This window comes from Metapseudomonas boanensis, from assembly GCF_042232855.1.
Classification (GTDB): Bacteria; Pseudomonadota; Gammaproteobacteria; order Pseudomonadales; family Pseudomonadaceae; genus Metapseudomonas; species Metapseudomonas boanensis.
In genome coordinates, this window is record NZ_CP113889.1 from 2,064,284 (window position 1) to 2,089,067 (window position 24,784).

Consider the following 24,784-nt stretch of genomic DNA (forward strand, 5'->3'; position numbering starts at 1 on the left):
GTTGCCGGGCCCGGCGGGGTTGCCCGCCGGTGCCTGGGCCGCGTTGCAGCGAACCGCAAGTTCACTGGCCTGGGTTGCCGGATAGACCCGGGCTCATTCCGGCCACGCCCAGACACCACACGAGGACGAACCTGTGCACTCCCCCATCCGCAAGTTGATGATCACTGCCGTCACCACCTTGAGCCTGGTTGCCCAGGCCCAGGCGGATCAGTCGGTGCATATCTATAACTGGTCGGACTACATCGGCGAGACCACCCTGGCGGATTTCCAGAAGGAAACCGGTATCAAGCCGGTGTATGACGTCTTCGACTCCAACGAGACCCTGGAAGGCAAATTGCTGGCGGGCCACACCGGCTATGACGTCGTGGTGCCGTCCAACCACTTCCTCGGCAAGCAGATCAAGGCGGGCGCGTTCCAGAAGATCGACCGCAGCCAGCTCACCAACTGGCAGAACCTCGATCCCAAGCTGCTGAAGCAGCTTGAGGTGAACGACCCCGGCAACCTATATGCGGTGCCTTACCTCTGGGGTACCAACGGCATCGGCTACAACGTCGAGAAGGTCAAGGCCGTGCTCGGTGTCGACAGCATCGTCTCCTGGGCGGTGATCTTCGAGCCGGAGAACATCAAGAGGCTCAGCCAGTGCGGTGTGGCGTTCCTCGACTCGGCCGATGAGATGATTCCGGCCATGCTCAACTACCTGGGCCTGGACCCCAACAGCAAGAACCCGGACGACTACAAGAAAGCCGAGGCCAAGCTGATGGAGATCCGTCCCTATGTGACCTACTTCCACTCCTCCAAGTACATTGGCGACCTGGCCAATGGCGACATCTGCGTCGCTGCCGGTTTCTCCGGCGACATCTTCCAGGCCGCGGAGCGTGCCGAGGAAGCGGGCAAGGGTGTGGACATCGCCTATTCGATTCCGAAAGAGGGCGGCAACCTTTGGTTCGACATGCTGGCCATTCCGGCCGGGGCGACGAACGCCAAAGAGGCCCATGCCTTCATCAATTACCTGCTCAGGCCCGAGGTGATCGCTAAGGTCAGCGACTACGTTGGCTACGCGAACCCAAACCTCAAGGCCGGTGAGCTAATGGATCAGGAAGTACGTACCGACGAGTCCGTCTACCCGCCACAAGCGGTGCTGGACAAGCTCTATGTTTCGGCGGAGCTGCCGCCGAAAGTCCAGCGGCTGATGACCCGCAGCTGGACCAAGGTCAAGTCGGGCAAATGACGCACGGCCGGGAAGCCCGCCATCCGCGGCGGGTCCACCGCGCCACCAAGGCGTAGCCATGCAGGATGCTTGGCTCTCGCCCATGCTGTAAAAACGCGCCCGGCCGCGGTGGTCGGGTAGTAAATTCTGGGAGTGTGGTAATGGCAATAGCCTCCGGTGCCTACAAGAAAGCCCTCGAGGGCAACCAGCAACCTAAAGAGGTGCTGGTGAAAATCGACCGGGTGACCAAGAAGTTCGACGAGACGGTGGCTGTGGACAGCGTGTCCCTGGACATCAAGAAGGGTGAAATCTTCGCCCTGCTCGGCGGTTCCGGTTCGGGTAAATCAACGCTGCTGCGCATGCTCGCAGGCTTCGAGCGGCCGACTGATGGGCGCATCCTCCTCGACGGCGTCGACATCACCGATATGCCGCCCTACGAGCGCCCGATCAACATGATGTTCCAGTCCTATGCGCTCTTCCCGCATATGACTGTTGCGCAGAACATCGCCTTCGGACTTAAACAGGACCGTCTGCCTGCCGCCGAGATCGACCAGCGCGTCAACGAGATGCTCAAGCTCGTACAGATGACCCAGTTCGCCAAGCGCAAGCCGCATCAGCTTTCCGGCGGTCAGCGTCAGCGCGTGGCTCTGGCTCGCTCGCTGGCCAAGCGTCCGAAGTTGTTGCTGCTCGACGAGCCGATGGGCGCCCTGGACAAGAAACTGCGTTCGCAGATGCAGCTGGAACTGGTGGAGATCATTGAGCGCGTGGGCGTGACCTGCGTGATGGTGACCCACGACCAGGAAGAGGCCATGACCATGGCCCAGCGCATCGCCATCATGCACCTGGGTTGCATCGAACAGATCGGTAGCCCGGTGGATATCTACGAGACTCCGATCAGCCGCCTGGTCTGCGAATTCATCGGCAACGTCAATCTGTTCGACGGCGAAGTGGTGGAGGACGCCGAGGCCCATGCGTTGATCGCCTGCCCACAACTGGAGCGACCGATCTTCGTCGGCCACGGCGTGACCACCTCGGTGCAGGACAAGCGCATCACCTACGCCCTGCGTCCGGAGAAGCTGCTGGTCACCACCGAACAGCCCACCTGCGAGTACAACTGGTCGCGCGGCAAGGTCCACGACATCGCCTACCTGGGCGGCCACTCAGTGTTTTACGTCAAGCTGCCAAACGGCTCCATCGTCCAGTCCTTCGTCGCCAACGCCGAGCGCCGCGGCACTCGTCCGACCTGGGATGACGAAGTGTTCGTCTGGTGGGAAGACGACAGCGGAGTGGTGCTGCGGTCATGAGAATTCCCAAACTGAAAAATGTGCTGCCGACCGGCCGGCACCTCGTCATCGGGGTACCGTTCTTCTGGCTGTTCCTGTTCTTCCTGCTGCCCTTCGTCATCGTGCTGAAGATCAGCTTCGCCGAAGCGGACGTGGCGATTCCCCCCTACACGGACATCTACACCTGGGCCGACAACCAGCTGCAGGTCATCCTCAACCTGGGTAACTACCTGATACTCAACGAGGACGAACTGTATTTGGCGGCCTATCTGGGTTCGCTGAAGATCGCCTTCTTCAGCACCCTGCTCTGCCTGCTGATCGGCTACCCGATGGCCTACGCCATCGCCCGCGCCGGCAAGGAAGCGCAGACTGTGCTGCTGCTGCTGATCATGATGCCGACCTGGACGGCGATCCTGATCCGCGTCTACGCGTGGATGGGCATCCTCAGTAACAACGGGCTACTGAACAGCTTCCTGATGGGCCTGGGCTTGATCAGCGAGCCGCTGCAGATCCTCAACACCAACACCGCGGTGTACATAGGCGTCGTCTACTCGTACCTGCCGTTCATGATCCTGCCGCTCTACGCCAACCTGGTGAAGCACGACCCAAGCCTGCTCGAAGCGGCCTCGGACCTCGGTTCGAGCACCTTCAACAGCTTCTGGAAGATCACTGTGCCGCTGTCGAAGAACGGCATCATCGCCGGCAGCATGCTGGTGTTCATCCCGGTGGTAGGCGAGTTCGTGATCCCGGAACTGCTCGGCGGCCCCGAGACCCTGATGATCGGCAAGGTGCTCTGGCAGGAGTTCTTCAACAACCGCGACTGGCCGGTGGCATCCGCGCTGGCAGTGGTGATGCTGGCGATCCTGATCGTCCCGATCATTCTCTTCAACCGTAACCAGGCGAAAGAACTGGAGGGCAAGGTATGAAGCGCTTCGGTTTCTCCACCTTGATGCTGTGGGCGGGTCTGCTGTTCATCTATCTGCCGATGCTGATCCTGGTCATCTACTCCTTCAACGGTTCCAAGCTGGTAACCGTCTGGGGCGGCTGGTCGGTGAAGTGGTACGTTGGCCTGCTGGACAACACCCAGCTGATGAGCTCGGTCGGCCGTTCCCTGGAGATCGCCCTCTACACTGCGGTGGCCGCGGTGGCACTGGGAACCCTGGCGGCCTTCGTGCTAACCCGGATCCCGCGCTTCAAGGGGCGTACGGTGTTTGGCGGCATGGTCACTGCGCCGCTGGTGATGCCGGAGGTGATCACCGGTCTGTCGCTGCTGCTGCTGTTCGTGGCCATGGCGCAATTGATTGGTTGGCCCCAGGAGCGTGGCATCGTCACCATCTGGATCGCCCACACCACGTTCTGCTCGGCCTACGTGGCGATCGTGGTATCGGCGCGCCTGCGTGAGCTGGACCTTTCCATCGAAGAGGCGGCCATGGACCTGGGCGCTCGACCCTGGAAAGTGTTCCTGCTGATCACCATCCCGATGATCGCGCCTTCGCTGGCGGCGGGCGGCATGATGTCATTCGCCTTGTCGCTGGACGACCTGGTCCTGGCCAGCTTCGTCTCCGGTCCCGGCTCCACCACCCTGCCGATGGAGGTTTTCTCCGCCGTGCGCCTGGGCGTGAAGCCGGAAATCAACGCCGTGGCCAGCCTGATCCTGCTGACCGTCTCGCTGTTCACCTTTTTCGCCTGGTTCTTCACTCGCCAAGCCGAGGAGCGTCGCAAGCGGGCCGTCCAGCAGGCGATGGATACCATGGCCGAGGAAGCCGCTGGCTCCAGTTGGAAACCGGCTCAGGCTGCCTGATCGCTTAAGCCGATACGACAATGGCCACCTTTGGGTGGCCATTGTCGTTTTCAGTGGGGGGCTTGGCAGGCCGCTGGCCTGCTTGGCGAATGATTTCACCCCTACAGAACTGCGCCGCTCGCTTCTCCCTTTGGGAGAGGGGCCGGTGGTGAGGGATGCCTCGCCCCGCGCCAGAGCTGTTGGGCTTCAGATGCACTTGCCCAACTCGCAGTTCTCAGTTCGCCGGCTTTAGCACCAGCGTTTCCCGGCTGTTGGCTTTCACGTCTTCCTCGCTGAAGTGCATCTGCAGGTATTCGCCTTTGATGTACGCCTCGGCCTGGTCGGCGTAGTGGCGGTCGAAGGGCACCCCGCTCTGGCCAACCGGGTTGATGCCCAGGCCGTGGGCGCCGTCGGCGAGGTCGATCAGGCGACGCGTCGAGGGGCCGTAGATCACCTGCCAGGGCGCCGGGCCAACCCGGTGCGAGAGATTGTTCGGCGTTTCGTGGCCACCCGGTGCGGCAAAGGCTCCGACATTGAACAACCTATCCAGCGGCTGCTGCTGACCCAGCGGGTGGTTGTGCGTCAGGGGGTGCGCCGATCCCCAGTTCCATTTGGCGCTGTCATCGCCAAAAGCCTTCTGCAGATGGGCGAGGCTCGCCTGCCAGGCCGCCTTGACGATGTCGGCGCGTTTTTCGACAGGCTCGGTGCCGCGCTTGTCCCACCAGGGCGAACCGGCATCCGCGGTCAGGCGTGGCAGGGCCACGTCGAGCGCGCGGGTCTGTAGCAGGCTGTCGAAGAATGCATCGCCCAGTTCGTCGCGCATCGCGGCGTTGGTCAGCTCGTAGGTCAATTGGTTGAACAGGGTCGCTGGCACGGAGTCCAGTTCGTGATCGCCATTCCAGCTCGCCAGCTGTTCGACCAGCTGCTGTTCGCGTTCGCCGGCAGCTGCCGTGCGCAGCTCATCGAGGATGGGGGCGAGCAGGCGCGGGGCATAGCCGGTGGCAGGATCCAGCTGCAGCGCCTGGCTGTTGTTCAGGTCCCACTTCACATCGGCCTGGGCCAGCTTCTGGTTCAGGCGCTGGCCCCGGTCCGGCAGGTTGTAATAGCCGGGGATCGCGACGCCGGTGGGCGATTGCGGCTGGTAGTTGGCGGAGACGATGTAGCCGCGCTCGGGGTTCTCCTCTTGCGGGTTGGCGCTGAAGGGTAGGAAGCCGGGTTTGTCCGCCGCTGCAGAGCTTCCATCGAGGATGAAATAGGGGTTTACGCCATCGGGACGCTGCGGAAGCTTGGCGGCAGCCCACCAGCCGATGTCCCCGTCGGCATTGGCCCAGATCACGTTCAGCCCGGGCGCGTGGATCTTTTCGGCAGCAGCGCGGGCCTTGTCCAGGGTGTTGGCGCGGTTGAGCTGATAGAAGGCGTCGAGGATAGGGTTCTCGGTTTCGAGGAAGGCCCACCACATGGCGATCGGCGTCTTTCCGGCGGCGGCGCCGAGGGCGTCGTTGATGATCGGACCGTGGGCAGAGCGGCGCAGGGTCAGCGTGATCGGCTCGCCATCCTTGACCCGGATGGTCTCCTCACGTTGTTCGAGGTCGACCCAGCGGCCCTGGTACCAGACTTGCTGCGGGTTGTCCGGGTTGCTCTTCTCGGCAATCAGGTCGAGGTCGTCGTTCTGGAACATCGTCAGGCTCCAGGCGAACCGCTCGTTATGCCCCAGCGATGCCGTGGGATTGAGTGCCTGGTGATGGCCGTAGAGGTTGAAACCGGGGTAGCTCAGTTGTGCTTCGTACCAGACGGCGGGCACCGCGAAGCGGATGTGCGGGTCGCCAGCCAGCAGCGGCTTGCCACTGGCGGTACGACGGCCGGAGACGGCCCAGGCGTTACTGCCTTCGAACTGTGGCAGGCCAGCTTCTACCAGGGCTTGCTGGCTGAGGCGAGCGAGACGGTTGAGGTCGTTCCAGTCATTGGTGGCCAGCGTTTGGCCGACCACGCCCTTGGGGTGCCATTCGAGGTCGAAAGCTTTCAGGTAGTCGGCGCCCAGCTCATCGCGCACATAGGTCAGCACCGGCTCGGTGCGGAAGGCAGCGGCAAAGCTGTAGGCCATGTAGCCGGCCACGGAAAGGGTGTCTTCGACGGTGAATGGGCGCTTCTCGATGCCCAGCAGGTCGAATTCCACTGGCGCCGGGCGGCTTTCCTGGAACTGGTTGATGCCGTCGAGATAGGCCAGCAGCGCCTTGGCTGCCGGGCTGTTCATGTCCATCTTGCGCGCGTAGTCGTCGGCATGGGCCCGAATGCCGAGGGTGCGGAACAGACGGTCGGTATCGACCAGCCTGGCACCCAAGGCTTCGGCCAACTCGCCCCGGGCCAGGCGGCGCAGCATTTCCATCTGGAACAACCGGTCCTGGGCATGGACGAAGCCAAGGGCGCGGTACAGGTCGGCCTCGTTGGCGGCCTGGATATGCGGGACGCCGCGCTCGTCGTAGCGCACCGTGACCGGCGCATCGAGATGGGCGAGGGCCAGTTCGCCGCTGCGCTGCGGCTTGCTGCTTTCGCTGTACCAAGCGGCGCCAGCGGCCGTGGCGGCGATGATGACAGCCAGGGTGGTCAACGTACGTTTCATGAACGGTTCTCCTTGTTCTGGTGTCAGCATTGTCCTTGGCTGGCAGTACCATGGCATTGACCGGAGACTCGCGGGCTGGAAGTCTTTGGTCAATCCAAGGAGTGCCCATGTCCCACGACGATGCTGATGCCTGGCCCATTTCGCCCTTGACCCATTCCGCCACCCTCAGGCGCCTGCTCTACGAGGCGCTGACCGAGCTCGGCCTGGACCCGACTCGCGTCTACCAGGGCATCAACCAGCATCGGCGCCTGCGGCCTCCGCCAACGGACGGGCGTCTGCGCCATGACGAGGCGCCGTTGTTCTGGATGGCCGCTGATGCGCTGACTGGCGATCCCGACATCGGCCTGCACCTTGGCGAAGTGATGAAGCCGCGCCTGCTGGATGTGGTCGGTTATCTGTTGCTGGCCAGTCGGGACCTGGAGGAGGCGTTGGAAAGCTTCCTGCGCTTTCAGCACATCCTTTCCGGCGGCTTCGTCGCACATCTCCAGGTGGACGGCCGGCACGCACGCCTGGTGCTCGACCTCAACTATTTCGGCTTTCCTTCGCTGCGCCAGCAGATGGAGTGTCTGGCCGTGCTGTTCACCAAGCTGCTCAAGTTCATCACGGACGATGAGTTCTGCCTCGACGGCGTGGAGTTTCGCCACCCCATGCCGCGGCGCGTCGGCGAACATTTCCGCCTGTTCGGTGTGTCGCCGAGCTTTGCCGGCGAGCACGATGCCCTGGTATTTCCTGCTGCGCTGCTCAAGCGGCCATCGCGCACCGCCAATCCGACCTTGCACCGCCTGCTCTGGCAACATGCCGAAGGACAGTTGGCTGCGCTGGCGGAGAACGACCTGCTCAATCGTCTGTGTTATCTGTTGGGAGTGCGTCTGGGGAGGGCAGATTGTTCGATGGCGGCGTGCGCAACCGAGTTGGGGCTATCCGCGGGTTCCCTGCAGCGAGCCCTGGCCGGCCAGGGTAGCAACCTGCGGCGGGTGCGCGAATCAGTGCAGCAGGCCCGGGCTCAGGCCCTGCTACGGGAAGGGCAAGCCATCCGTGAAGTGGCTCGCGCTTGTGGTTTCGCCGAGCTGTCGCCTTTCTACCGGGCGTTCCGTCGCTGGTACGGCATGCCGCCGGAAGCCTATCGGGAGTGGCTTTTGGTCAAGGCTCCGTAGTTGTCCGCCAGCTGCAGAAACAGCCTGAGGCCAGGGTCCCTGCGGCGGCGACGGGGCGGTTGGCGATCAGGGCTTCGAGGACGGGCTCGATGAAACTGTTGGCGGAATTGCATACAGCACCTTCGCTGTAGGGGCCGAAGTAAGCCAGATGACCGTCCTTGTCCCAGATGCCCACGGCCGGCACTGCGGGTAATTGGTCGGCCCCCGGCACGTCTTTCAGCGGCTGCAAGTCTTGCAGGGTGGGCGGCAGGTGGCCCGAGCTGCCGGGCTTCTGCACGGCATAGAACTCGACGCCTTGGGCCACGAAGCGCTCGATCAGTTCAGCCAGGTGTTGCTGGTTGCCGGCATTGCATGGGCAAGCCGGATCCCAGAAGTGCACCAGACGGATCGGTCCCGACCCGGCCAGGTTCACCGGAAGCTGCAGGTTCTCCCCGGAGAACACCGTCGCCTGGGGATTGAAGGGGCGGATATAGCGTGTCTCGTACCAGCGATAGGCGGCGAAGGTTGCGGCGATACAGGCGACTACGAGCAGACAGCTGAGCAGGGTCTTGGGGCTGGACGAACGCATGCGGAGTTGGCCATACAAAGGGCGTGTAGCTTGCCACGTCGCGATGCGCAGCAGAATATCGTCAGCCAATCAGGGCGCCAGGATGCCCTGTGGATATCGTTACTTAGCCGATGGAACCCCCAATGCTCGAAAGCTTCCAACCCGACCTGCTGCGTTCGATGCTGCGCCCATTGGCCGCAGGGCCTGCCAACTTGCGGCAGGCCGAGGTCTACCGGGCCTACTACGGGTTGGATTTCGCCCAGAAGCATCTGGGGCTGCGGACGAGTCTCGGCTGCCTCCAGGTCGGCGGCTACTCGGTGGTCACCCAGTTGTGGTGGCCGGCCGGGGCCCACGCCAGCTTGGTGCTGCTGCACGGCTATTACGACCACATGGGCCTCTACCGCCACCTGATCGACTGGGCCTTGGGCATGGGTTTCGCAGTGCTGTCCTGCGATCTGCCCGGGCACGGGTTGTCCAGCGGCGCGCGGGCCAGCATCGGAGACTTCGCCGAGTATCAGGCCACTTTGGCGGCCCTGCTGGGCGAAGCCGAGGCGCTGCAGCTGCCGCAGCCCTGGCACCTGGCCGGACAGAGCACGGGCGGCGCTATCCTGCTCGATTACCTGCTGACCGGCTCGCCGCGCGAGGAGCTCGGCGAGACCCTGCTATTCGCTCCCCTGGTGCGGCCACGGGCCTGGGGCTGGTCAAAGCTCAGCTATCACCTGATGCGTCCCTTCGTCGAGGGCATTCCCCGGCGTTTCAGCGTCAACTCCAGCGACCCCGAGTTCATCGACTTCGTCCATCACCGCGACCCGCTACAGCCGCAAACGCTGCCTACCGCCTGGGTCGGCGCGCTGGCCCGTTGGGTCCCGCGTATCGAGGCGGCGTCCCGTTCGAGTCGGCGCCCCTTGGTGGTCCAGGGGGAAGGTGACATGACGGTGGACTGGCAGCACAACCTTGAGGTGCTGGAAGACAAGTTCGATCGTCCTGAAGTGCTGATGCTGCCGGGGGCAGGTCACCATCTGGTGAACGAGTCTCCTGCCTATCGCCAGCGCTACTTCCAGTTCCTCCGGGAACGGCTGGGCCGATAGCGGGGCCGCTCGGGCACTGCGGCGATTACGCGACCCCGCGCTGCTCAGTAGCCTTGCTGCACCGGCGTCAGGCTGGATGCGTCCTGGCCGACCGCCAAGCCTGCGCGGACTGCGGCCAGGGCGGCCTGATAATAGGCCTTGCCATCGGGCGACTCGGCGAAGGTGACGAATTCCTCCAGCTCCGGGTCGGACAGGTCGCGGTAAACGTAGAGCAGTGTGTTATCCAGATCGTTGCCGATCTGCTCCATCAGCCGCTGGCGCTGACCATCGATCATGCCTTGGGTCTGGTCGCCACCGAGCAGGCCGGGGAGCATCTGGCTCAGACTGTCGGCGGCGACGCCGGCGAGGGCCAGGCTGACCTCGGCCCCAGCCTCGCGGGCGGGCAAGGCCTGGGCCAGGTGGCGGACCAGCAAGCGCCGGGTGGCGCTGGCCTCGATGCGCGGCAGGCCGCCGGTATGCATGGCTAGCTGGTCGCGACGCGTGGCCAGGACCTCGGCGGCAATGATCTTGCGTCCCAGAGGTGACTGGAAGAACGTCAGGGCCGGACGTGGATCGTTCAACTGGTTGCGCAGGGCTGTCTGCGCGCGCTGGTCGATGGCCTGGGGTTGGAAGCGGCGATTGCTGTTGTCCACCAGCGCCTGGTAAACGGCCGGCGGCAGCGTCTGCTGATAGCGCTGCTGGGCCGCTGCCAGGGCATCGTTGAAATGCGCGCGTTGGTCTGCCCAACCGGCGGCCTGGTAGAGGCTGGCATGATCGTCAGCCAAGGCGGGAAGGCCGAGCAGCAGCAGGGCAACAGCGAAAAGCAGGCGCATGGAGTCTCCTTGATGGCGCGATCCACAATACCTATCGGACTCGGGCAGGATAGCCTCGGTTCGGTAGAGGGCGGGTTTATCGGACGGACGATAAGCGGCTGTCAGGCCCAGGCGGAACGAGCGGCTATTTTCAGCGGACTCGAGCCTTATTGTCGATACGACAGAACGCTCCTCGAGCTATGTCGGACAAGTCCTACGCGCTGGTAGAATGACGCCACCATGACGCCCCCCTTCGACACTTCGATCTTCACCCACATCAGCGGTGATCTGGCCCGATGTGGCTGGTCGCACCACGCGGCTGTGTTGCCTGCCGAGCTGGTCGTCGCCCTGGCTGCCGAATGCCGCACTCGGGCAGCCGAAGGCGGCCTCACGCCCGCAGCGGTTGGGCGCGCCAATGGTCAGCAGGTACGCGAAGGCATCCGTGGCGACCGGATTGACTGGCTCGACGCCGGGCAGTCCACGGCGAGCGACGCCTACCTGAGTCTGATGGACGAACTGCGGCGGGCGCTCAACCGCGAGCTGTTCCTTGGCCTGGAGGATTTCGAGTGCCATTTCGCCCTCTATCCGCCAGGCGCGTATTACCAGAAGCACCTGGACCGTTTCCGCGACGACGATCGCCGCGCGGTTTCTGTGGTGGCCTACCTGAATGCGGACTGGCACGTGGAGCACGGCGGAGCCCTGCGCCTGCACCTGGACGAGGGTGAGCATGATGTGCCTCCGTTGGGTGGCAGCCTGGTGGTGTTTCTGTCCGCAGAACTGCCACATGAGGTGTTGCCGGCCACGCGCGATCGACTCTCGTTGACCGGCTGGTTCCGCCGACGCGGCGACGGGCCGTTCTGATGGCGGCCTGTGCCCTCGGTCCCGGAAGGTACCGTACAGGTCGGTGATGTGTTATCCGGCCGGCTCGTCCCTTGAGGAGTTGAGAATGCAGAAGATTCTGGTCAGCCGTTGCCTGCTCGGGCAGCGGGTGCGTTATGACGGCGGCACCCACGGCCCGTTCGGCCCGCTGGAGCGCTGGCAAGTCGAGGGGCGCATCGTGCCGCTTTGCCCCGAAGTCGCGGGCGGCTTGCCGACGCCGCGTGCGCCGGCAGAGATCCCCAGCGGCCAGGGTGCTCGTGTGCTTGAGGGCGAGCTACCGGTCATGACCGATGACGGCCAGGATGTCACCGCCGAGTTCGTCGCCGGGGCGCGGATCGCCCTTGATCTGGTGGCCACCCACGGCATTCGCATGGCGGTGCTCAAGGCGCGGAGCCCGTCGTGCGGTAATCGTGAGAATTATGACGGCAGCTTCAGCGGGACCCGAGTGGCGGGCGAAGGCGTTACCGCAGCCGCCTTGCGCCGCGCCGGAGTCGAAGTATTCAGCGAGGAAGAGCTGGACGAGGCGGTGGCCCGCCTCGCGGAGCTGGACAAGTCTTGATACCGCTGCACGGCATCGGGGCTGAACCATGCAGGGAGAGAACGGTCTGCAATGGGGCTCATACAACATGGAGAACGTTATGAGAACTTTGCCTTACCTGAGCCTTGCGACTCTGCTGGTCGGGACTTCAGCGACTGTCCTTGCGGCCATTCCGCGGACACCTGCACCCGAAGGTGCGCAGGTGTACTTCATCGAGACGGAAGATGGTGCGACCGTGGGCCAGACCTTCACCGTCAAGTTCGGCCTCAAAGGCATGGGCGTGGCGCCTGCTGGCGTCGATGCGCCCGCTACGGGCCACCATCACCTGCTGATCGATCTGAATGATGAGCCCGCGATGGATATGCCACTGCCGATGACCGACAACATCCGTCATTTCGGCAAGGGTCAGACGGAAACCCAGTTGACGCTGCCGCCCGGCAAGCACAGCCTGCAACTGCTGGTCGGCGACAAGAACCACGTCCCGCTGGATCCGCCGGTGATCTCCGAGAAGATCACCGTGATCGTGCAATAAAGACCCTCATCACTGGCAAGTCCGGAAACGGGTTGTCGCGTGAATTCATTCGCAATGAACTGCTCGGCGGTTCTGGGCCGGCCTTCGGCCAGCTTCGCGAATGAATTCGCACCAGCGAGGCGACAAAGCAAAGAAAAAGGGAGGCCCAGGCCTCCCTTCTTCAATCACGAAGGGTGCTTAGAACAGCACGCGGCTGCGGATGGTGCCGTTGACGTGTTGCAGCTTCTCCAGCGCGAGGTCGGAGTACTCGGCGTCGACGTCGATCACCACGTAGCCCACTTTCTCGTCGGTCTGCAGGTACTGGCCGGAGATGTTGATGCCGTTGTCGGCGAACACCTTGTTGATCTCGCTCATCACGCCCGGCACGTTCTGGTGGATGTGCAACAGGCGATGCTTGCCCGGGTGCGACGGCAGCGCCACTTCCGGGAAGTTGACCGAGGACACCGAGGTGCCGTTGTCGCTGTACTTGACCAGTTTCTCGGCCACTTCCAGCCCGATGTTGGCCTGGGCTTCGGCGGTGGAACCACCGATGTGCGGAGTCAGGATCACGCGGTCCAGGCCGCGCAGCGGGCTCTCGAACTCTTCATCGTTGGACTTGGGCTCGACCGGGAACACGTCGATGGCGGCGCCGATCAGGTGTTCGTCCTTGATGGCCTCGGCCAGGGCGTCCAGCTTCACCACGGTGCCGCGGGCGGCGTTGATCAGGATGCCGCCCTTCTTGATCGCGCGGATTTCCTTCTCGCCGATCATCCACTGGGTGGACGGCAGCTCAGGCACATGGAGCGAGACGATGTCGGACATGCCGAGCAGCTCGTGCAGGTTGCCCACCTGGGTGGCGTTGCCCAGCGGCAGCTTGGTTACGGTGTCGTAGAAGAACACCTGCATGCCCAGCGCTTCGGCCAGGACGGACAGCTGGGTACCGATGGAGCCGTAGCCAACGATGCCGAGCTTCTTGCCGCGGATCTCGAAGGAGTTGGCAGCAGACTTGATCCAGCCGCCGCGGTGGCAGGAGGCGTTCTTCTCCGGAATACCGCGCAGCAGCAGGATGGCCTCGGCCAGCACCAGTTCGGCAACGGAACGGGTATTGGAGTACGGGGCGTTGAACACCGCGATGCCGCGTTCGCGGGCGGCAGAAAGGTTGACCTGGTTGGTGCCGATGCAGAAGCAGCCCACCGCGATGAGCTTCTTGGCGCAGTCGAACACCTCGTCGGTGAGTTGGGTGCGCGAGCGGATGCCGATGAAGTGTGCGTCGGCGATCTTTTCCTTCAGTTCTTCACCCGAGAGGGCGCCCTTCAGGTACTCGATGTTGGTGTAGCCGGCGGCCTTCAGGGTGTCCACGGCGTTCTGGTGGACGCCTTCGAGGAGAAGGAACTTGATCTTGCTCTTTTCGAGAGAGGTCTTGCTCATCTGCGTACCTATGTATCCCGGTAAAAATGACGAAGCGGGCCGTGGGGCGGCTACCCGGAAAATCGGCTGAAGCGCACGATTCGCGGGGTGCGTATGCTAGCATGAACTCCTTTTTCCTTGCTCGGTTGCGACCTGAATCGTTCTCAGGGCGACCATGAATGATTTGAGAGTTCCGCTGATGACCAACACTGCCCTGATCGAAGAGCTGAAGACCCTGGTTGAACCCGGAAAGGTCCTGACCGACGCCCAATCCCTGGATGCCTACGGCAAGGACTGGACCAAGCATTTCGCCCCAGCGCCGCTGGCTATTGCCTTCCCCAAGACCGTCGAGCAGGTGCAGGCCATCGTGCGCTGGGCCAACCAGCACAAGGTCGCGCTGGTGCCTTCGGGTGGTCGTACCGGCCTCTCCGCGGCTGCGGTTGCGGCCAATGGCGAGGTGGTCGTGGCGTTCGACTACATGAACCAGATCCTCGGCTTCAATGAGTTCGACCGCACTGTGGTCTGCCAGCCGGGCGTGGTGACCGAGCAGTTGCAGAACTTCGCCGAAGACAAGGGCCTCTACTATCCGGTGGACTTCGCCTCCGCCGGTTCCAGTCAGATTGGTGGCAACATCGGCACCAACGCCGGCGGGATCAAGGTGATCCGTTACGGCATGACCCGTAACTGGGTGGCTGGCATGAAGGTCGTCACCGGTGCTGGCGAACTGCTGGAGCTGAATCGCGACCTGATCAAGAACGCTACCGGATATGACCTGCGCCAGCTGTTCATCGGTGCTGAGGGCACGCTGGGCTTCGTGGTTGAAGCGACCATGCGTCTGGACCGTGCGCCGAAGAATCTCACCGCCATGGTGCTGGGTTCGCCCGACCTTGACTCGATCATGCCGGTGCTGCACGCCTTCCAGAGCAAGCTGGACCTGACTGCCTTCGAGTTCTTCTCCGACAAGGCCATGGCCAAGGTGCTGGCCCGCGGTGACGTGCCGGCCCCATTCGAGACCGAATGCCCCTTCTATGCGCTGCTGGAGTTCGAGGCAGCTTCCGAGGAGATCGCCAACGACGCCCTGGCCACTTTCGAGCACTGCGTGGAGCAGGGCTGGGTGCTGGACGGCGTGATGAGCCAGAGCGAGCAGCAGCTGCAGAACCTGTGGAAGCTGCGCGAGTACATCTCCGAGACGATCTCGCACTGGACGCCATACAAGAACGACATCTCGGTGACCGTTTCCAAGGTCCCGGCCTTCCTGCATGACATCGACGCCATCGTCGAAGCCAACTACCCAGACTTCGAAGTGGTCTGGTTCGGCCACATCGGCGACGGCAACCTGCACCTGAACATCCTCAAACCGGACAATCTCACCAAAGACGAGTTCTTCGCCAAGTGCGCGACCGTCAACCAGTGGGTATTCGAGACCGTGCAGAAGTACAACGGGTCGATCTCCGCCGAGCATGGTGTGGGCATGACCAAGCGCGACTACCTCGGCTACAGCCGCTCGGAGGCCGAGATCGCGGTGATGAAGGCGATCAAGGCGGTGTTCGATCCCAACGGCATCATGAACCCCGGCAAGATTTTCAACTGAAAGCTACTGCGCTCGGCCAGGTGTTGTTGAAAACAGGCTCTGACAGCAGGCTCGCCTGCTGAAGCCCGAAAGGGCGGCCCGAACGAACGGAGTGAGCACTGCTCATACAGCTCGTAAACGCCGCTTACTCGCCAGCTTTACTCGCTGGCGCTCGTCCATCGGGCCCGCTTACGGCTGTTACTTCCGATGGTCGTTTCGCCTAGCCTGGCCTTCGCTCGTCACGCTTTCAGATTTGCGTCCAACAGGAGTCGGTCAATGAGCTACCAGCATCACTACGTCGATGGCACCCCGATCCACTACTCCCTGGGCAAGGTGGTGTGCGTCGGCCGCAATTACGCGGAGCACGCCAAGGAGCTGAACAACCCGGTACCCACCGAGCCGCTGCTGTTCATCAAGCCGGGCTCCTGCGTGGTGCCGCTGGCCGGTGGCTTCAGCATCCCTGAAGACCGCGGTGCCGTGCACTATGAGGCGGAAATCGCCGTACTGATCGGCAAGCCGCTGTCGCGCCGCCCGGATGCCGAGGAAGTGCGCGATGCCATCTCCGGTTTCGCTCCGGCACTGGACCTGACACTGCGTGACGTCCAGGCCAAGCTGAAGGAAAGGGGCCTGCCCTGGGAAATCTCCAAGTCCTTCGATGGTGCGTGTGTGCTTGCGCCCTTCATCCCGGGTGACGCCATGGAGGATCTCGGTGACATCGGCATTCGCCTCAGCATCAATGGCCAAGTGCGCCAGGACGGCAACAGCCGCGACATGCTCAACCCCATTCTGCCGCTGATCCAGCACATGGCCGGGCATTTCAGCCTGCAGCCGGGCGATGTGATCCTGACGGGCACGCCGGTCGGTGTCGGGCCACTGGAAAAAGGCGACACGCTGGTGCTGGAGCTGGTCGGCCACACTGCCTTTGAAAGCCAGGTCATCTGAAGCAGATTCGGACCGGTGGGAAGAGCCTTCACGGAACTTTCACAAGGCTCGGGTTATCTCTTGCCGACTTATTGATCGAGTAATAGCCGATGGCCCTCACTCTCCCGCAGTTCAATCGCCGTAGTCGACTGCTTCTCGCGCTGGCGGGCGCTTTCATCGGCTGCGTCGCCCTGACGCGCTACATGCATTGGGATGACCGTGCGCTGGTCTGGCTCGGCGAACAGCAGCTGACGCCGCAGCAGAGGGCCGCCAGCATCTGGCTGCCGGGCTACAAGGCGGTGTTGCAGGGCAAGCCGCTGGCAGGCCTGGAAGAGGACGAGACCTCCGACCTGGCCTACAACCCTGTCACCGGCACTCTGTTCACCGTGACGGGCAAATCGCCAACGCTGGTGGAAATCAGTCGTGAGGGCGAGGTACTGCGGCGCATTCCACTCAAGGGCTTCTCCAACCCCGAGGGGGTGGCGGTGCTGGAGGGCGGCCATGTGGCGGTGACCGACGAGCGTCGGCGCACCCTGACCATTTTTGAGCTGGACCCGCAAACCCGTGAGCTGGCTGTCGGACAGGCACCGGATTTTGACCTGGGCTTCCCTGATTCGGGCAACAAGGGTTTCGAAGGCATTGCCTGGGACCCGGCCCAAGGTCGGCTGCTGCTGGGTAAGGAGCGTGGCCCTACGGCGATGTTCAGCCTGGGCAGCGACGGTAGTCGGGCCTTGGGCGAAGAGCTGCGCCCGCTGCCCAGTTACGGGTTGGGGATGCGCAACCTCTCGGCCCTGAGCATCGATCCGCGTACCGGCCACATCCTGGTGCTCTCCGCGCAATCCAACCTGCTGCTGGAACTGGATGAACAAGGTCAGCCTGTCAGCTTCATCAGCCTGCTGGGTGGTTTCAACGGCCTCGACAAAGGCATTCCGCGTGCGGAAGGCGTGGCCATGGACGAAAGTGGCGACATCTACGTCGTCAGCGAGCCGAACCTGTTCTACGTCTTCCGCAAGCAGCTGGTGGCGAGTGTCGATTCGCATCTTGCGCCCAATTAAGGTTGGGTTAAGGCGCCTTTAAGCCTGAATTCAGTGAGGCGCCATAGCCTGATCCCGTCTTCCAAACGAAACGGGATCAATCCTATGAAAGCTCGATACCTTGCTCTGTTGACCGCTCCGCTGTTCTCCACTGCCGTCCTGGCGTCCAGCTATACCGGGCCGGGCGCCGCCGCCCAGATTTCCACTGTAGCCGCAGCCCTGGAGGCTGCCGACGATGCGCCTGTGGTGCTGCAGGGCCAGATCGTCCGCCGCGTGAAAGGCGATATCTACGAATTCAAGGATGTCAGCGGCACCATCAAGGTCGAGATCGATGACGAGGATTGGCCGCCGCAGGCCATCGACGACAAGGCTACCGTCAAGCTGACCGGTGAAGTGGACCGCGATCTGATGGGGCGCGAGGTGGATGTCGAGTTCGTCGAACGGGTGAACTGAGCCGCGCCGTCGTTACCAGGAATGGTGGAGGAGCGAGCTTCGCTCGCGAATGACCCTGGCAGAGGGCTTCGCGAGCAGAACTCGCTCCTACAATGGCTGTTCCGAAGAAGGATGCAGCGCCGCTGCCCCCTCGGGTGCCTTTCTCAAGCCACGCTCTCGAACCCCTGCAGCACATTGATCGCGTTGATGCCGATTTCCTCCACCGCATATCCCCCTTCCATCACGAAGAGCGTCTGCAGGCCCAGCTTGCCGATGATCTCGCCCATGCGCAGGTAATCCGGGCTGTCCAGCTTGAACTGCGAAATCGGGTCTTCCTTGAACGTATCCACGCCCAGCGACACCACCAGCGCGTCCGGGCCGTACTCGGCGATGCGCCGGCAGGCGTCGTGCAATGCCAGGCTCCAGACTGACCAGTCGCTGCCTTCGGCCAGCGGGTAGTTGGTGTTGAAGCCTTCGCCTGCGCCCAAGCCTTTTTCGTCGGCGAAACCGAGGAAGTAGGGGTACTCGAAGCGCGGGTCGCCGTGGATCGAAGTAAAGAGCACGTCGGCGCGGTCGTAGAAGATGTCCTGGGTGCCATTGCCGTGGTGGTAATCCACGTCCAGCACTGCGATTCGCTTGGCGCCGGCGTCCAGCATGGCCTGGACGGCGATGGCGGCGTTGTTCAGGTAGCAGTAGCCGCCCATGTAGTCGGCGGCGGCATGGTGGCCCGGAGGGCGGCACAGCGAGAAGACCCCGCGTACGCCCTTGCGCAGCTCGACCTGGCCGCTGAGGGCCACATTCGCCGAGCTGGTGATGGCCTGCCAGGTACCGGCAGTGATGGGGGCGCCGGCATCGAAGGAGTAGTAGCCCAGGCGCCCGTCGATGTCGGTGGGCTCCAGCTGGCGCAGACGCCGGGTCGGCCAGGCGATGGGCAGCATGTCGTGGCTACGGCCCTTGGCCTGCCAGTCGCGCCAGGCGTGCTGCAGGAAGTTGACGAACCCTTCGCTGTGCACCCGCAGGATCGGTGACAGACCGAAGTCTTGCGGCGCCTGGATGGCGCCCAGATTCACCGCGCGGGCCCGGTCCAGCACCATGTCGGCGCGGCTGGGCTTTTCGAAGCAGGGGGTGAACTGGCCGCCGATCAGCTCATGTTTGCCGTGGTGCAGGTGGTGGTCGTCGGAATAGATCGTCAGCATCGGCATCTCCTCGGGGTGTGTAGGGACTCAATCGATTTCGGAGAACTGCACTTCAGGGGCCTTGCGCCGAAAGCCGCGGGTCTGGATCGCCAGGTAGGCGAAGCCTAGAGCAAACCAGGCGAGGCCAATGACCAGGGTCAGGCCGGCCAGGCTGGTCCAGAGCCAGGCGATCAGGCTGAAGCCGACCAGCGGCAGCAGGCCGTAGCGCAGCAGGTCGCCGGGCTGACGCTGGCGGTCACTGAAAAGGTAGCTGCGAATCACCGCCAGGTTGACCGCCGAGAAGGCGACCAGGGCGCCGAAGCTGATCATCGAGGCGAGGGTCGTGAGGTCGGTGACGATGGCCAGCAGCGAGATGGCCGAGACGATCAGGATGGCCGTGGTCGGCGTGTGGAAGCGCTGCGACAGGCGGCCAAAGACACGCTCGGGCAGGATGCCGTCGCGACCCATACTGAACAGGATGCGTGATACCGAGGCCTGCGAGGCCAAAGCAGAGCCCGCAGCACCGGCCACGTAGATCGCGGTGAAGAAGGCCTCGAGGAACTGGCCGCCGGTCGTCAGCATTACTTCGGTGGCTGCGGCGTCGGCGTCCTTGAAGGTGCTACCCGGGAAAACCAGCTGGCTGACCATGGCCAGGATGACGAACAGCGCACCGGCGCCGACCGTGGTGATGACGATGGCCCGGGGAATGTCGCGCTTCGGGTCGCGAGCTTCCTCCGCCAGGGTGGATACCGCATCGAAGCCCAGGAACGACAGGCACAGCACCGCAGCGCCAGCCATCAGTGGCGCGAGCCCTGGCTGGCTGCCGTCGCCCAGGAAGGGCGTCATCAGGTCGATTGGCTGGCCGGCCAGGGTCTTGCCGGCCAGCGCCAGGAATACCACCACGAACACCGCCTGGGCGGCGACGATCAGGTTGCTCATGCTGGACACCGAGCTGATGCCTAGAACGTTCAATGCGGTCACCAGGCCGATGGCGCTGAGTACGAACACCCAGGCCGGTACCTCGGGGAAGGCAATGTTGAGGAACAGGCCGATCACCAGGTAATTGATCATCGGCAGGAACAGGTAATCCAGCAGCAGTGACCAGCCGGCGAGAAATCCGACGGCAGGGCCGAAGCTTTTGCTGGTATAGGAGTAGGCCGAGCCGGCAATGGGGTAGCGGCGGACCATGAAGCCATAGGACAAGGCGGTGAAGATCATCGCCAGCAGCGTCACTACGTAGGCTGCTGCAGTGCGCCCCCCAGTCATCTCGGTGACTACGCCGTAGGTGGTGAAGAGGGTCAGCGGCACCATGTAGACGAGGCCGAAGAACACCAGGGCGGACAGCCCGAGTACGCGGCGCAGGGCTGTACCCTGGGCGCTGTGGGTAAGGGGGGCGGGTTGGCTGAAATCAGTGCTGAGACGGGCAGATTGGGTCGCCATGGTTCTCTCTCCGAAGCTGAACTGCGCGCCATGGTTGGGCGCCTGGGTCGCGGTACGCGCGATCCCTGCGGGGTGCGGTGGTGCCGGTTCCGAGCGCATCCGGCAGTGCGCGGGCAGTCAGTAAGGGGGTGGCGTCTCGTGGGCGACGGAGGAGAAGGGCTGGAGCTGGGTGGGGCGGGGATGCGCTTGGGACATCGTTATCTCTTCTCTAGCGATTGTTCTTGTTTGAAAGGCATCGTTCGAGCGGTGCCTGCTAGTCGCTTGCGATTCGATTCTGTCAGCGCAGCCCTGGGTGCAGAACCCCGCAAAGGGTCAAAAAGGGATTGATGTGGCCAATCTTGATGGCCGGCTGTTTCTATTCACTCCAGGCTGCCGCCAATTGCCCCTCTCCCTTTTGGAGAGAGGCAGGTCGGGATCGCACGGAGTCATTTGCAGGTCAGGAAGGGGGAGGCTGTGTCGCTTACTTCTTCAGCTTGGTCCACACCTTGCTGCGCAGGGACAGGGCCTTGGGCGAGCAGAGCTTGAAGGTCTTCAGGCGGTCCAACTTGTCCTGCGGGGTGTTGATGGCCGGGTCGTCGAACAGTTCCTTCTCCATGAACTTGTCCGAGCCTTCGATGGCGTTGTTGTACTTGGCGAAGTTGGAGGCGGCGGCGATGTTCTCCGGCAGCATCATCCAGTTGATGAAGGTGTGGGCCTCTTCGACGTTCACTGCATCCTTGGGGATGACCAGGTTGTCGATGAAGACATGGATGCCTTCCTTCGGATAGACATAGACCAGGCTGTCGCGCTGGGTGTGGGCGCGATGGAAGGCGCCGTTCCACTGCTGGTGCATGGCCACTTCACCGGCTGCCATGCGCTCGATGGTGCCGTCGCTGTTGTACATGGCCAGCAGCGGTTTCTGCGCCAGCAGCAGGTCCTGGATCTTCTTCGCTTCCTTCGGGTCTTCGGTGCACTGGTCGATGGACAGGTAGTGCGAAGCAGCGATGTACAGGTCCTCGATAGAGTTCAGCGCGACCACCTTGCCTTTCAGCTCGGCTGGCGGTTCGAAGAAGGGTTTCCAGCTTTCATCCAGTTTGCCGCCGGGCACCTGCTTGCTGTCGTAGCTGTAGCCGGTGGTGCCCCAGAGGTAAGGCACGCTGTAGTCGTGGCCGGGGTCGAAGCCGAGGGTCTGGAAGTTGGGTTTGAGGTTCTTCAGGTTGGGCAGCTTGCTCTTGTCCAGTTTTTGCAGCAGGCCGTCGCTGGCCATGATCTGGATGAAGCTGTCCGATGGCACCACCACGTCGTAGGCACCACCGCCGGCCTTGAGTTTGGCCAGCAGGGTCTCGTTGCTATCGTAGGCATCCAGGGTGGCCTTGATGCCGGTGTCCTTCTCGAACTTCTTCAGCAACTCCGGCGGGTAATAGTCCGACCAGTTGGCGAAGTGCAGGGTCCCGGCGGCCTGGGCGGAACCGGCCAGGCCGGTGGCGAGCAGAACGGCGAGCGCGAGCGGGGTACGACGGGTCATGGTCAAGCTCCTTGCTGGTCGGAAGCGGGTCAGCGCTTGCGCTGCCCGACGTAGTAGGACAATGCAACGAACGCGATGGAAATGACGAGGATGATCGAGGAGATGGCGTTGATCTTCGGGGATATGCCCATCCTGATGGAGCTGAAGATGTACACCGGCAGCGTGGTGGCGCCGGCCCCGGCGACGAAGTAGGTGATGACGAAGTCGTCCATGGAAATGATGAACGCCAGCATGGCCCCGGAGAGGATGCCGGGCATCAGCAGAGGGAAGGTCACCTTCCAGAAGGCCTTCCAGGGCGAGGCATAGAGGTCGGCAGCGGCCTCGGCCAGGCGCGGGTCCATGCCTTCCAGGCGGGCGCGGATAGGCAGGTAGGCGAAGGGAATGCAGAACACCACGTGGGCGATGAGGATGGTGAAGAGCGACAGCTTCAGCCCGATGAAAGCGAAGAACATCAGGGTGGCGACGGCCGTGACGATCTCCGGCACGAGCAGCGGCAGGCCCAGCACTCCGCTCATCAGCGTCTGTCCACGGAAGGCGTTGCCGCGCATGCCGAGGGCCGCGAGCGTGGCCAGGGTGGTGGCGATGAGGGTGGCGAACGTGGCGACGATCAGCGAGTTCTTCGCCGCACGGACGATTTCAGGGTCGTTGGCCACCACCGAATACCACTTGAGGCTGAAGCCTTCCCAAATGGTCGCCGACTGGCCGCCGTTGAAGCTCAGCACCACCAGCACGATGATCGGCACGTAAAGGAAGGCGAAGAACAGCCAGGCGGTCGGCCGGACGCCCGTGAAGCGCCAGAGCGGATTCTGCATGGTCATGGGTGTCCTCCGGCGGTGGGCTGCTTGAAGCGCAGGTTGTACAGCAGCATTGCCAGCAGGACGAAACCGAGCAGGGCGAAGGACAGCGCTGCACCCAGCGGCCAGTTGTGCGAGGCACCGAACTGCAGCTGGATCAGGTTGCCGATCATCAACGACTTACCGCCCCCCAGCAGCTCCGGGATGATGTAGTTGCCCAGCGACGGGATGAACACCAGGATCGCGCCGGCGACGATGCCCGGCATGGCCAGCGGCACGATGACCCGTTTCAGCGCCTGGAAGCGGTTGGCGCCAAGGTCGAAGGCAGCTTCTACCAGGCGCCAGTCGAGCTTTTCCAGGCTGGTGTAGATCGGCAGTACCATAAACGGCAAGAAGGTGTAGAGCAGGCCGATGACTACGGCCACGTCGGTATAGAGCAGGCCCAGCGCGCCGTCGGATAGCCCGAATACGCCCAGGCCGCTGTCGATCAGGCCGCCGTTGCGCAACAGCAGGATCCAGGCATAGACGCGTACCAACAGGTTGGTCCAGAACGGCACCGTGACCAGGAACAGCAGCAGGTTGCGCCGGCGCTCGCTCTGCAGTGCCAGGTAAAGGGCGGTGGGGAAGCCGATCAGCAGGCAGCCGACGGTGGTCAGCACCGAGAGCCAGAACGAGCGCTGGAAGATCTGCAGGTAGTCGGTGTTGAACACCAGGCTGTCGTCCAGGTCGCGCTCGTAGAGGAAGTTGACGTAGGCCTCCAGGGAATACTGGTCCCACTTCACGCCGCCGTAATCACCGGGTGCGAGCACCGAAACCAGGAACATGATGCCTAGCGGCACTACCAGGAAAACCAGCAGGGCCAGCATCGCCGGGCTGGTCAACAACAGGCGCCGGTGCAGCTGGCGGACTGCGGCCTGTTCGCGCAGCGTGCTCATTCGGGCAATACCCGAATGGCTTCGCTGGGTACTCGCACCCGCACTTGTTCGCCAGCGGCGTAAACGTTCAGTGCACCGTTGCGGTTCTGGTGGCGCACGCGAAAGCCGCTCTGCCCGGCCACTTTGAGGTGATAGACCGTGTCGGTGCCAACGTAGACAACGTTCTCCACCTCGCCCTGCAGGTTGCCCTGCTCGTCGAGGCTGGTGCGTTCGGGACGGATGGCCAGGGTCACGGTGCCGCGCGTTGGGCTGAAGGCGCTGAGCAATTGCCCGTCAGCCAGCATCACGCCGCGCTCCAGGGCCTCGCCTTCGAGAAAATTGGTCTCGCCGATGAAGTCGGCCACCGTTCGGTTGAGTGGCGCTTCGTAGATTTCCGTCGGGGTGCCCACCTGGAGAATGCGGCCTTTGCTCATGACCGCAATGCGGTCGGACATGGTCAGGGCTTCTTCCTGGTCGTGGGTGACGAATATGAAGGTAATGCCGGTCTCGTGCTGCAAGCGCTTGAGCTCGATCTGCATCTCCTTGCGCAGCTTCTGGTCCAGCGCCGAGAGGGACTCGTCGAGCAGCAGCACCTTGGGCTGGTTCGCCAGGGCGCGGGCCAGGGCGATACGCTGCTGCTGGCCGCCGGAAAGCTGGTCGGCGCGGCGCCGGCCGACGTCCGGCAGCTTCACCAGGTCCAGCATGCGCTGCACGGTCTGGTCGATCTCACTGCGCGAAAGGCCGCGCATCTCCAAGCCGAAGGCGATGTTCTGCGCCACGGTCATGTGCGGGAACAGCGCATAGCTCTGGAACACGGTGTTGACCGGTCGGCGGAAGGGCGGCAGGCCTTGCATGGGCTCGTCGTAGAGGCGGATTTCACCTGAGCTCGGTTGCTCGAAGCCGGCGATCAATCGCAGAAGGGTGGTCTTGCCGCAGCCGGAAGGGCCGAGGAGGGTGAAGAACTCGTTGGCGCGGATATCCAGGGAAACATCGTCGAGGGCGCGCACGCCCTGGCCAGGATCACCGAACTCCATGTATACACGGTCGATGCTGATCGCGCTGGTCATGCTGATCACAAGCTCTGAGGTTTGTTCTTATTGGGCACTTTGGATGGTGATGAAACGGCCCTTGTTTCGTCCGATTCTGTCAGCAGGTTAGATGGCAAAAAACGATGGTTCAGGTCAAAAGGGGATAAATT

Annotated in this window: 23 protein-coding genes; 13 read left to right on the plus strand and 10 right to left on the minus strand. The window is 63.2% G+C overall.

The genetic code is table 11. The features are described from left to right. The first annotated feature begins 157 nt into the window (after positions 1–157). From OXH74_RS09425 to OXH74_RS09440, 4 genes are all read left to right on the plus strand, one after another. On the plus strand, positions 158–1,228 hold the full coding sequence (locus OXH74_RS09425) for a polyamine ABC transporter substrate-binding protein (RefSeq protein ID WP_375741587.1): 1,071 nt from the start codon (positions 158–160) through the stop codon (positions 1,226–1,228). Between the two features lie 140 nt (positions 1,229–1,368). Further along, positions 1,369–2,511 carry a polyamine ABC transporter ATP-binding protein gene (gene potA, locus OXH74_RS09430; protein ID WP_375740988.1) on the plus strand — a complete coding sequence of 381 codons (1,143 nt, stop codon included), beginning with the start codon at positions 1,369–1,371 and terminating at the stop codon, positions 2,509–2,511. A gap of 23 nt (positions 2,512–2,534) precedes the next feature. Further along, entirely contained in the window at positions 2,535–3,416 is an 882-nt protein-coding gene (locus OXH74_RS09435; protein WP_375741588.1) for an ABC transporter permease subunit, read from the plus strand. Beyond that, positions 3,413–4,291 carry an ABC transporter permease subunit gene (locus OXH74_RS09440; protein WP_215377303.1) on the plus strand — a complete coding sequence of 293 codons (879 nt, stop codon included), beginning with the start codon at positions 3,413–3,415 and terminating at the stop codon, positions 4,289–4,291. Before OXH74_RS09435 ends, OXH74_RS09440 begins: the two co-directional genes overlap by 4 nt. Before the next feature lie 214 nt (positions 4,292–4,505). Here the strand turns inward: OXH74_RS09440 and OXH74_RS09445 are convergent, their stop codons facing one another. Continuing rightward, complete coding sequence (locus OXH74_RS09445) at positions 4,506–6,887, minus strand: penicillin acylase family protein (protein WP_375740989.1); 2,382 nt, start codon at positions 6,885–6,887, stop codon at positions 4,506–4,508. 107 nt (positions 6,888–6,994) lie between these two features. On the opposite strand from OXH74_RS09445, the gene OXH74_RS09450 reads away from it, so the two are divergent. Then, positions 6,995–8,041, plus strand: a complete 1,047-nt coding sequence (locus tag OXH74_RS09450) for an AraC family transcriptional regulator (protein ID WP_375740990.1) — start codon at positions 6,995–6,997, stop codon at positions 8,039–8,041. Here the strand turns inward: OXH74_RS09450 and OXH74_RS09455 are convergent. Next, on the minus strand, positions 8,028–8,609 hold the full coding sequence (locus tag OXH74_RS09455) for a DUF6436 domain-containing protein (protein WP_375740991.1): 582 nt from the start codon (positions 8,607–8,609) through the stop codon (positions 8,028–8,030). The genes OXH74_RS09450 and OXH74_RS09455 overlap by 14 nt on opposite strands. 122 nt (positions 8,610–8,731) lie before the next feature. On the opposite strand from OXH74_RS09455, the gene OXH74_RS09460 reads away from it, so the two are divergent. Next, positions 8,732–9,676, plus strand: a complete 945-nt coding sequence (locus OXH74_RS09460) for an alpha/beta hydrolase (protein WP_375740992.1) — start codon at positions 8,732–8,734, stop codon at positions 9,674–9,676. A gap of 44 nt (positions 9,677–9,720) precedes the next feature. Here the strand turns inward: OXH74_RS09460 and OXH74_RS09465 are convergent, their stop codons facing one another. After that, positions 9,721–10,488 carry a hypothetical protein gene (locus OXH74_RS09465; RefSeq protein ID WP_375740993.1) on the minus strand — a complete coding sequence of 256 codons (768 nt, stop codon included), beginning with the start codon at positions 10,486–10,488 and terminating at the stop codon, positions 9,721–9,723. Positions 10,489–10,707: 219 nt separating this feature from the next. Between OXH74_RS09465 and OXH74_RS09470 the strand changes: the two genes are divergently transcribed. The 3 genes from OXH74_RS09470 (at position 10,708) to OXH74_RS09480 (ending at position 12,416) form a co-directional block, all read left to right on the plus strand. Further along, positions 10,708–11,328, plus strand: a complete 621-nt coding sequence (locus OXH74_RS09470; RefSeq protein ID WP_375740994.1) for a 2OG-Fe(II) oxygenase — start codon at positions 10,708–10,710, stop codon at positions 11,326–11,328. Positions 11,329–11,413: 85 nt separating this feature from the next. After that, complete coding sequence (locus OXH74_RS09475) at positions 11,414–11,905, plus strand: DUF523 domain-containing protein (RefSeq protein ID WP_375740995.1); 492 nt, start codon at positions 11,414–11,416, stop codon at positions 11,903–11,905. 79 nt (positions 11,906–11,984) lie between these two features. Continuing rightward, complete coding sequence (locus OXH74_RS09480; RefSeq protein WP_375740996.1) at positions 11,985–12,416, plus strand: DUF4399 domain-containing protein; 432 nt, start codon at positions 11,985–11,987, stop codon at positions 12,414–12,416. Between the two features lie 177 nt (positions 12,417–12,593). On the opposite strand, the gene serA is transcribed toward OXH74_RS09480, so the two are convergent. After that, complete coding sequence (gene serA / locus OXH74_RS09485) at positions 12,594–13,823, minus strand: phosphoglycerate dehydrogenase (protein ID WP_215377323.1); 1,230 nt, start codon at positions 13,821–13,823, stop codon at positions 12,594–12,596. A gap of 178 nt (positions 13,824–14,001) precedes the next feature. Here serA and OXH74_RS09490 point away from each other — a divergent pair, with 178 nt between their 5' ends. The 4 genes from OXH74_RS09490 (at position 14,002) to OXH74_RS09505 (ending at position 17,780) form a co-directional block, all read left to right on the plus strand. Continuing rightward, complete coding sequence (locus OXH74_RS09490) at positions 14,002–15,393, plus strand: FAD-binding oxidoreductase (protein ID WP_375740997.1); 1,392 nt, start codon at positions 14,002–14,004, stop codon at positions 15,391–15,393. 255 nt (positions 15,394–15,648) lie between these two features. After that, the gene (locus OXH74_RS09495; protein ID WP_375740998.1) at positions 15,649–16,314 is read left to right on the plus strand and encodes a fumarylacetoacetate hydrolase family protein; all 666 of its coding nucleotides are present in this window, start codon (positions 15,649–15,651) and stop codon (positions 16,312–16,314) included. An 89-nt stretch (positions 16,315–16,403) separates the two neighbouring features. Then, the gene (locus OXH74_RS09500) at positions 16,404–17,348 is read left to right on the plus strand and encodes an SdiA-regulated domain-containing protein (protein WP_375740999.1); all 945 of its coding nucleotides are present in this window, start codon (positions 16,404–16,406) and stop codon (positions 17,346–17,348) included. A gap of 84 nt (positions 17,349–17,432) precedes the next feature. Next, positions 17,433–17,780 carry a NirD/YgiW/YdeI family stress tolerance protein gene (locus OXH74_RS09505; protein ID WP_375741000.1) on the plus strand — a complete coding sequence of 116 codons (348 nt, stop codon included), beginning with the start codon at positions 17,433–17,435 and terminating at the stop codon, positions 17,778–17,780. A 143-nt stretch (positions 17,781–17,923) separates the two neighbouring features. On the opposite strand, the gene OXH74_RS09510 is transcribed toward OXH74_RS09505, so the two are convergent. From OXH74_RS09510 to OXH74_RS09535, 6 genes are all read right to left on the minus strand, one after another. Then, complete coding sequence (locus OXH74_RS09510; protein ID WP_375741001.1) at positions 17,924–18,955, minus strand: histone deacetylase family protein; 1,032 nt, start codon at positions 18,953–18,955, stop codon at positions 17,924–17,926. 27 nt (positions 18,956–18,982) lie between these two features. Further along, positions 18,983–20,374 (minus strand): APC family permease, encoded by a 1,392-nt coding sequence (locus OXH74_RS09515; protein ID WP_375741002.1) that lies wholly within the window; start codon positions 20,372–20,374, stop codon positions 18,983–18,985. A 460-nt stretch (positions 20,375–20,834) separates the two neighbouring features. Beyond that, on the minus strand, positions 20,835–21,878 hold the full coding sequence (locus OXH74_RS09520; RefSeq protein ID WP_375741003.1) for an extracellular solute-binding protein: 1,044 nt from the start codon (positions 21,876–21,878) through the stop codon (positions 20,835–20,837). A gap of 29 nt (positions 21,879–21,907) precedes the next feature. After that, positions 21,908–22,696, minus strand: a complete 789-nt coding sequence (locus tag OXH74_RS09525) for an ABC transporter permease (RefSeq protein ID WP_375741004.1) — start codon at positions 22,694–22,696, stop codon at positions 21,908–21,910. After that, on the minus strand, positions 22,693–23,607 hold the full coding sequence (locus OXH74_RS09530) for an ABC transporter permease (protein WP_215377343.1): 915 nt from the start codon (positions 23,605–23,607) through the stop codon (positions 22,693–22,695). Before OXH74_RS09530 ends, OXH74_RS09525 begins: the two co-directional genes overlap by 4 nt. Beyond that, positions 23,604–24,653 (minus strand): ABC transporter ATP-binding protein, encoded by a 1,050-nt coding sequence (locus tag OXH74_RS09535; protein ID WP_375741005.1) that lies wholly within the window; start codon positions 24,651–24,653, stop codon positions 23,604–23,606. Before OXH74_RS09535 ends, OXH74_RS09530 begins: the two co-directional genes overlap by 4 nt. Positions 24,654–24,784 lie beyond the last annotated feature (131 nt).

Bases quoted from the DNA above. Each gene is read 5' to 3' on its own strand.
- OXH74_RS09425 (WP_375741587.1), top strand. From the start codon at position 158: ATGATCACTGCCGTCACCACCTTGAGCCTGGTTGCCCAGGCCCAGGCG.
- potA (WP_375740988.1), top strand. From the start codon at position 1,369: ATGGCAATAGCCTCCGGTGCCTACAAGAAAGCCCTCGAGGGCAACCAG.
- OXH74_RS09440 (WP_215377303.1), top strand. From the start codon at position 3,413: ATGAAGCGCTTCGGTTTCTCCACCTTGATGCTGTGGGCGGGTCTGCTG.
- OXH74_RS09445 (WP_375740989.1), bottom strand. From the start codon at position 6,887: ATGAAACGTACGTTGACCACCCTGGCTGTCATCATCGCCGCCACGGCC.
- OXH74_RS09450 (WP_375740990.1), top strand. From the start codon at position 6,995: ATGTCCCACGACGATGCTGATGCCTGGCCCATTTCGCCCTTGACCCAT.
- OXH74_RS09455 (WP_375740991.1), bottom strand. From the start codon at position 8,609: ATGCGTTCGTCCAGCCCCAAGACCCTGCTCAGCTGTCTGCTCGTAGTC.
- OXH74_RS09460 (WP_375740992.1), top strand. From the start codon at position 8,732: ATGCTCGAAAGCTTCCAACCCGACCTGCTGCGTTCGATGCTGCGCCCA.
- OXH74_RS09465 (WP_375740993.1), bottom strand. From the start codon at position 10,488: ATGCGCCTGCTTTTCGCTGTTGCCCTGCTGCTGCTCGGCCTTCCCGCC.
- OXH74_RS09470 (WP_375740994.1), top strand. From the start codon at position 10,708: ATGACGCCCCCCTTCGACACTTCGATCTTCACCCACATCAGCGGTGAT.
- OXH74_RS09475 (WP_375740995.1), top strand. From the start codon at position 11,414: ATGCAGAAGATTCTGGTCAGCCGTTGCCTGCTCGGGCAGCGGGTGCGT.
- OXH74_RS09480 (WP_375740996.1), top strand. From the start codon at position 11,985: ATGAGAACTTTGCCTTACCTGAGCCTTGCGACTCTGCTGGTCGGGACT.
- serA (WP_215377323.1), bottom strand. From the start codon at position 13,823: ATGAGCAAGACCTCTCTCGAAAAGAGCAAGATCAAGTTCCTTCTCCTC.
- OXH74_RS09490 (WP_375740997.1), top strand. From the start codon at position 14,002: ATGACCAACACTGCCCTGATCGAAGAGCTGAAGACCCTGGTTGAACCC.
- OXH74_RS09495 (WP_375740998.1), top strand. From the start codon at position 15,649: ATGAGCTACCAGCATCACTACGTCGATGGCACCCCGATCCACTACTCC.
- OXH74_RS09500 (WP_375740999.1), top strand. From the start codon at position 16,404: ATGGCCCTCACTCTCCCGCAGTTCAATCGCCGTAGTCGACTGCTTCTC.
- OXH74_RS09505 (WP_375741000.1), top strand. From the start codon at position 17,433: ATGAAAGCTCGATACCTTGCTCTGTTGACCGCTCCGCTGTTCTCCACT.
- OXH74_RS09510 (WP_375741001.1), bottom strand. From the start codon at position 18,955: ATGCTGACGATCTATTCCGACGACCACCACCTGCACCACGGCAAACAT.
- OXH74_RS09515 (WP_375741002.1), bottom strand. From the start codon at position 20,374: ATGGCGACCCAATCTGCCCGTCTCAGCACTGATTTCAGCCAACCCGCC.
- OXH74_RS09520 (WP_375741003.1), bottom strand. From the start codon at position 21,878: ATGACCCGTCGTACCCCGCTCGCGCTCGCCGTTCTGCTCGCCACCGGC.
- OXH74_RS09525 (WP_375741004.1), bottom strand. From the start codon at position 22,696: ATGACCATGCAGAATCCGCTCTGGCGCTTCACGGGCGTCCGGCCGACC.
- OXH74_RS09530 (WP_215377343.1), bottom strand. From the start codon at position 23,607: ATGAGCACGCTGCGCGAACAGGCCGCAGTCCGCCAGCTGCACCGGCGC.
- OXH74_RS09535 (WP_375741005.1), bottom strand. From the start codon at position 24,653: ATGACCAGCGCGATCAGCATCGACCGTGTATACATGGAGTTCGGTGAT.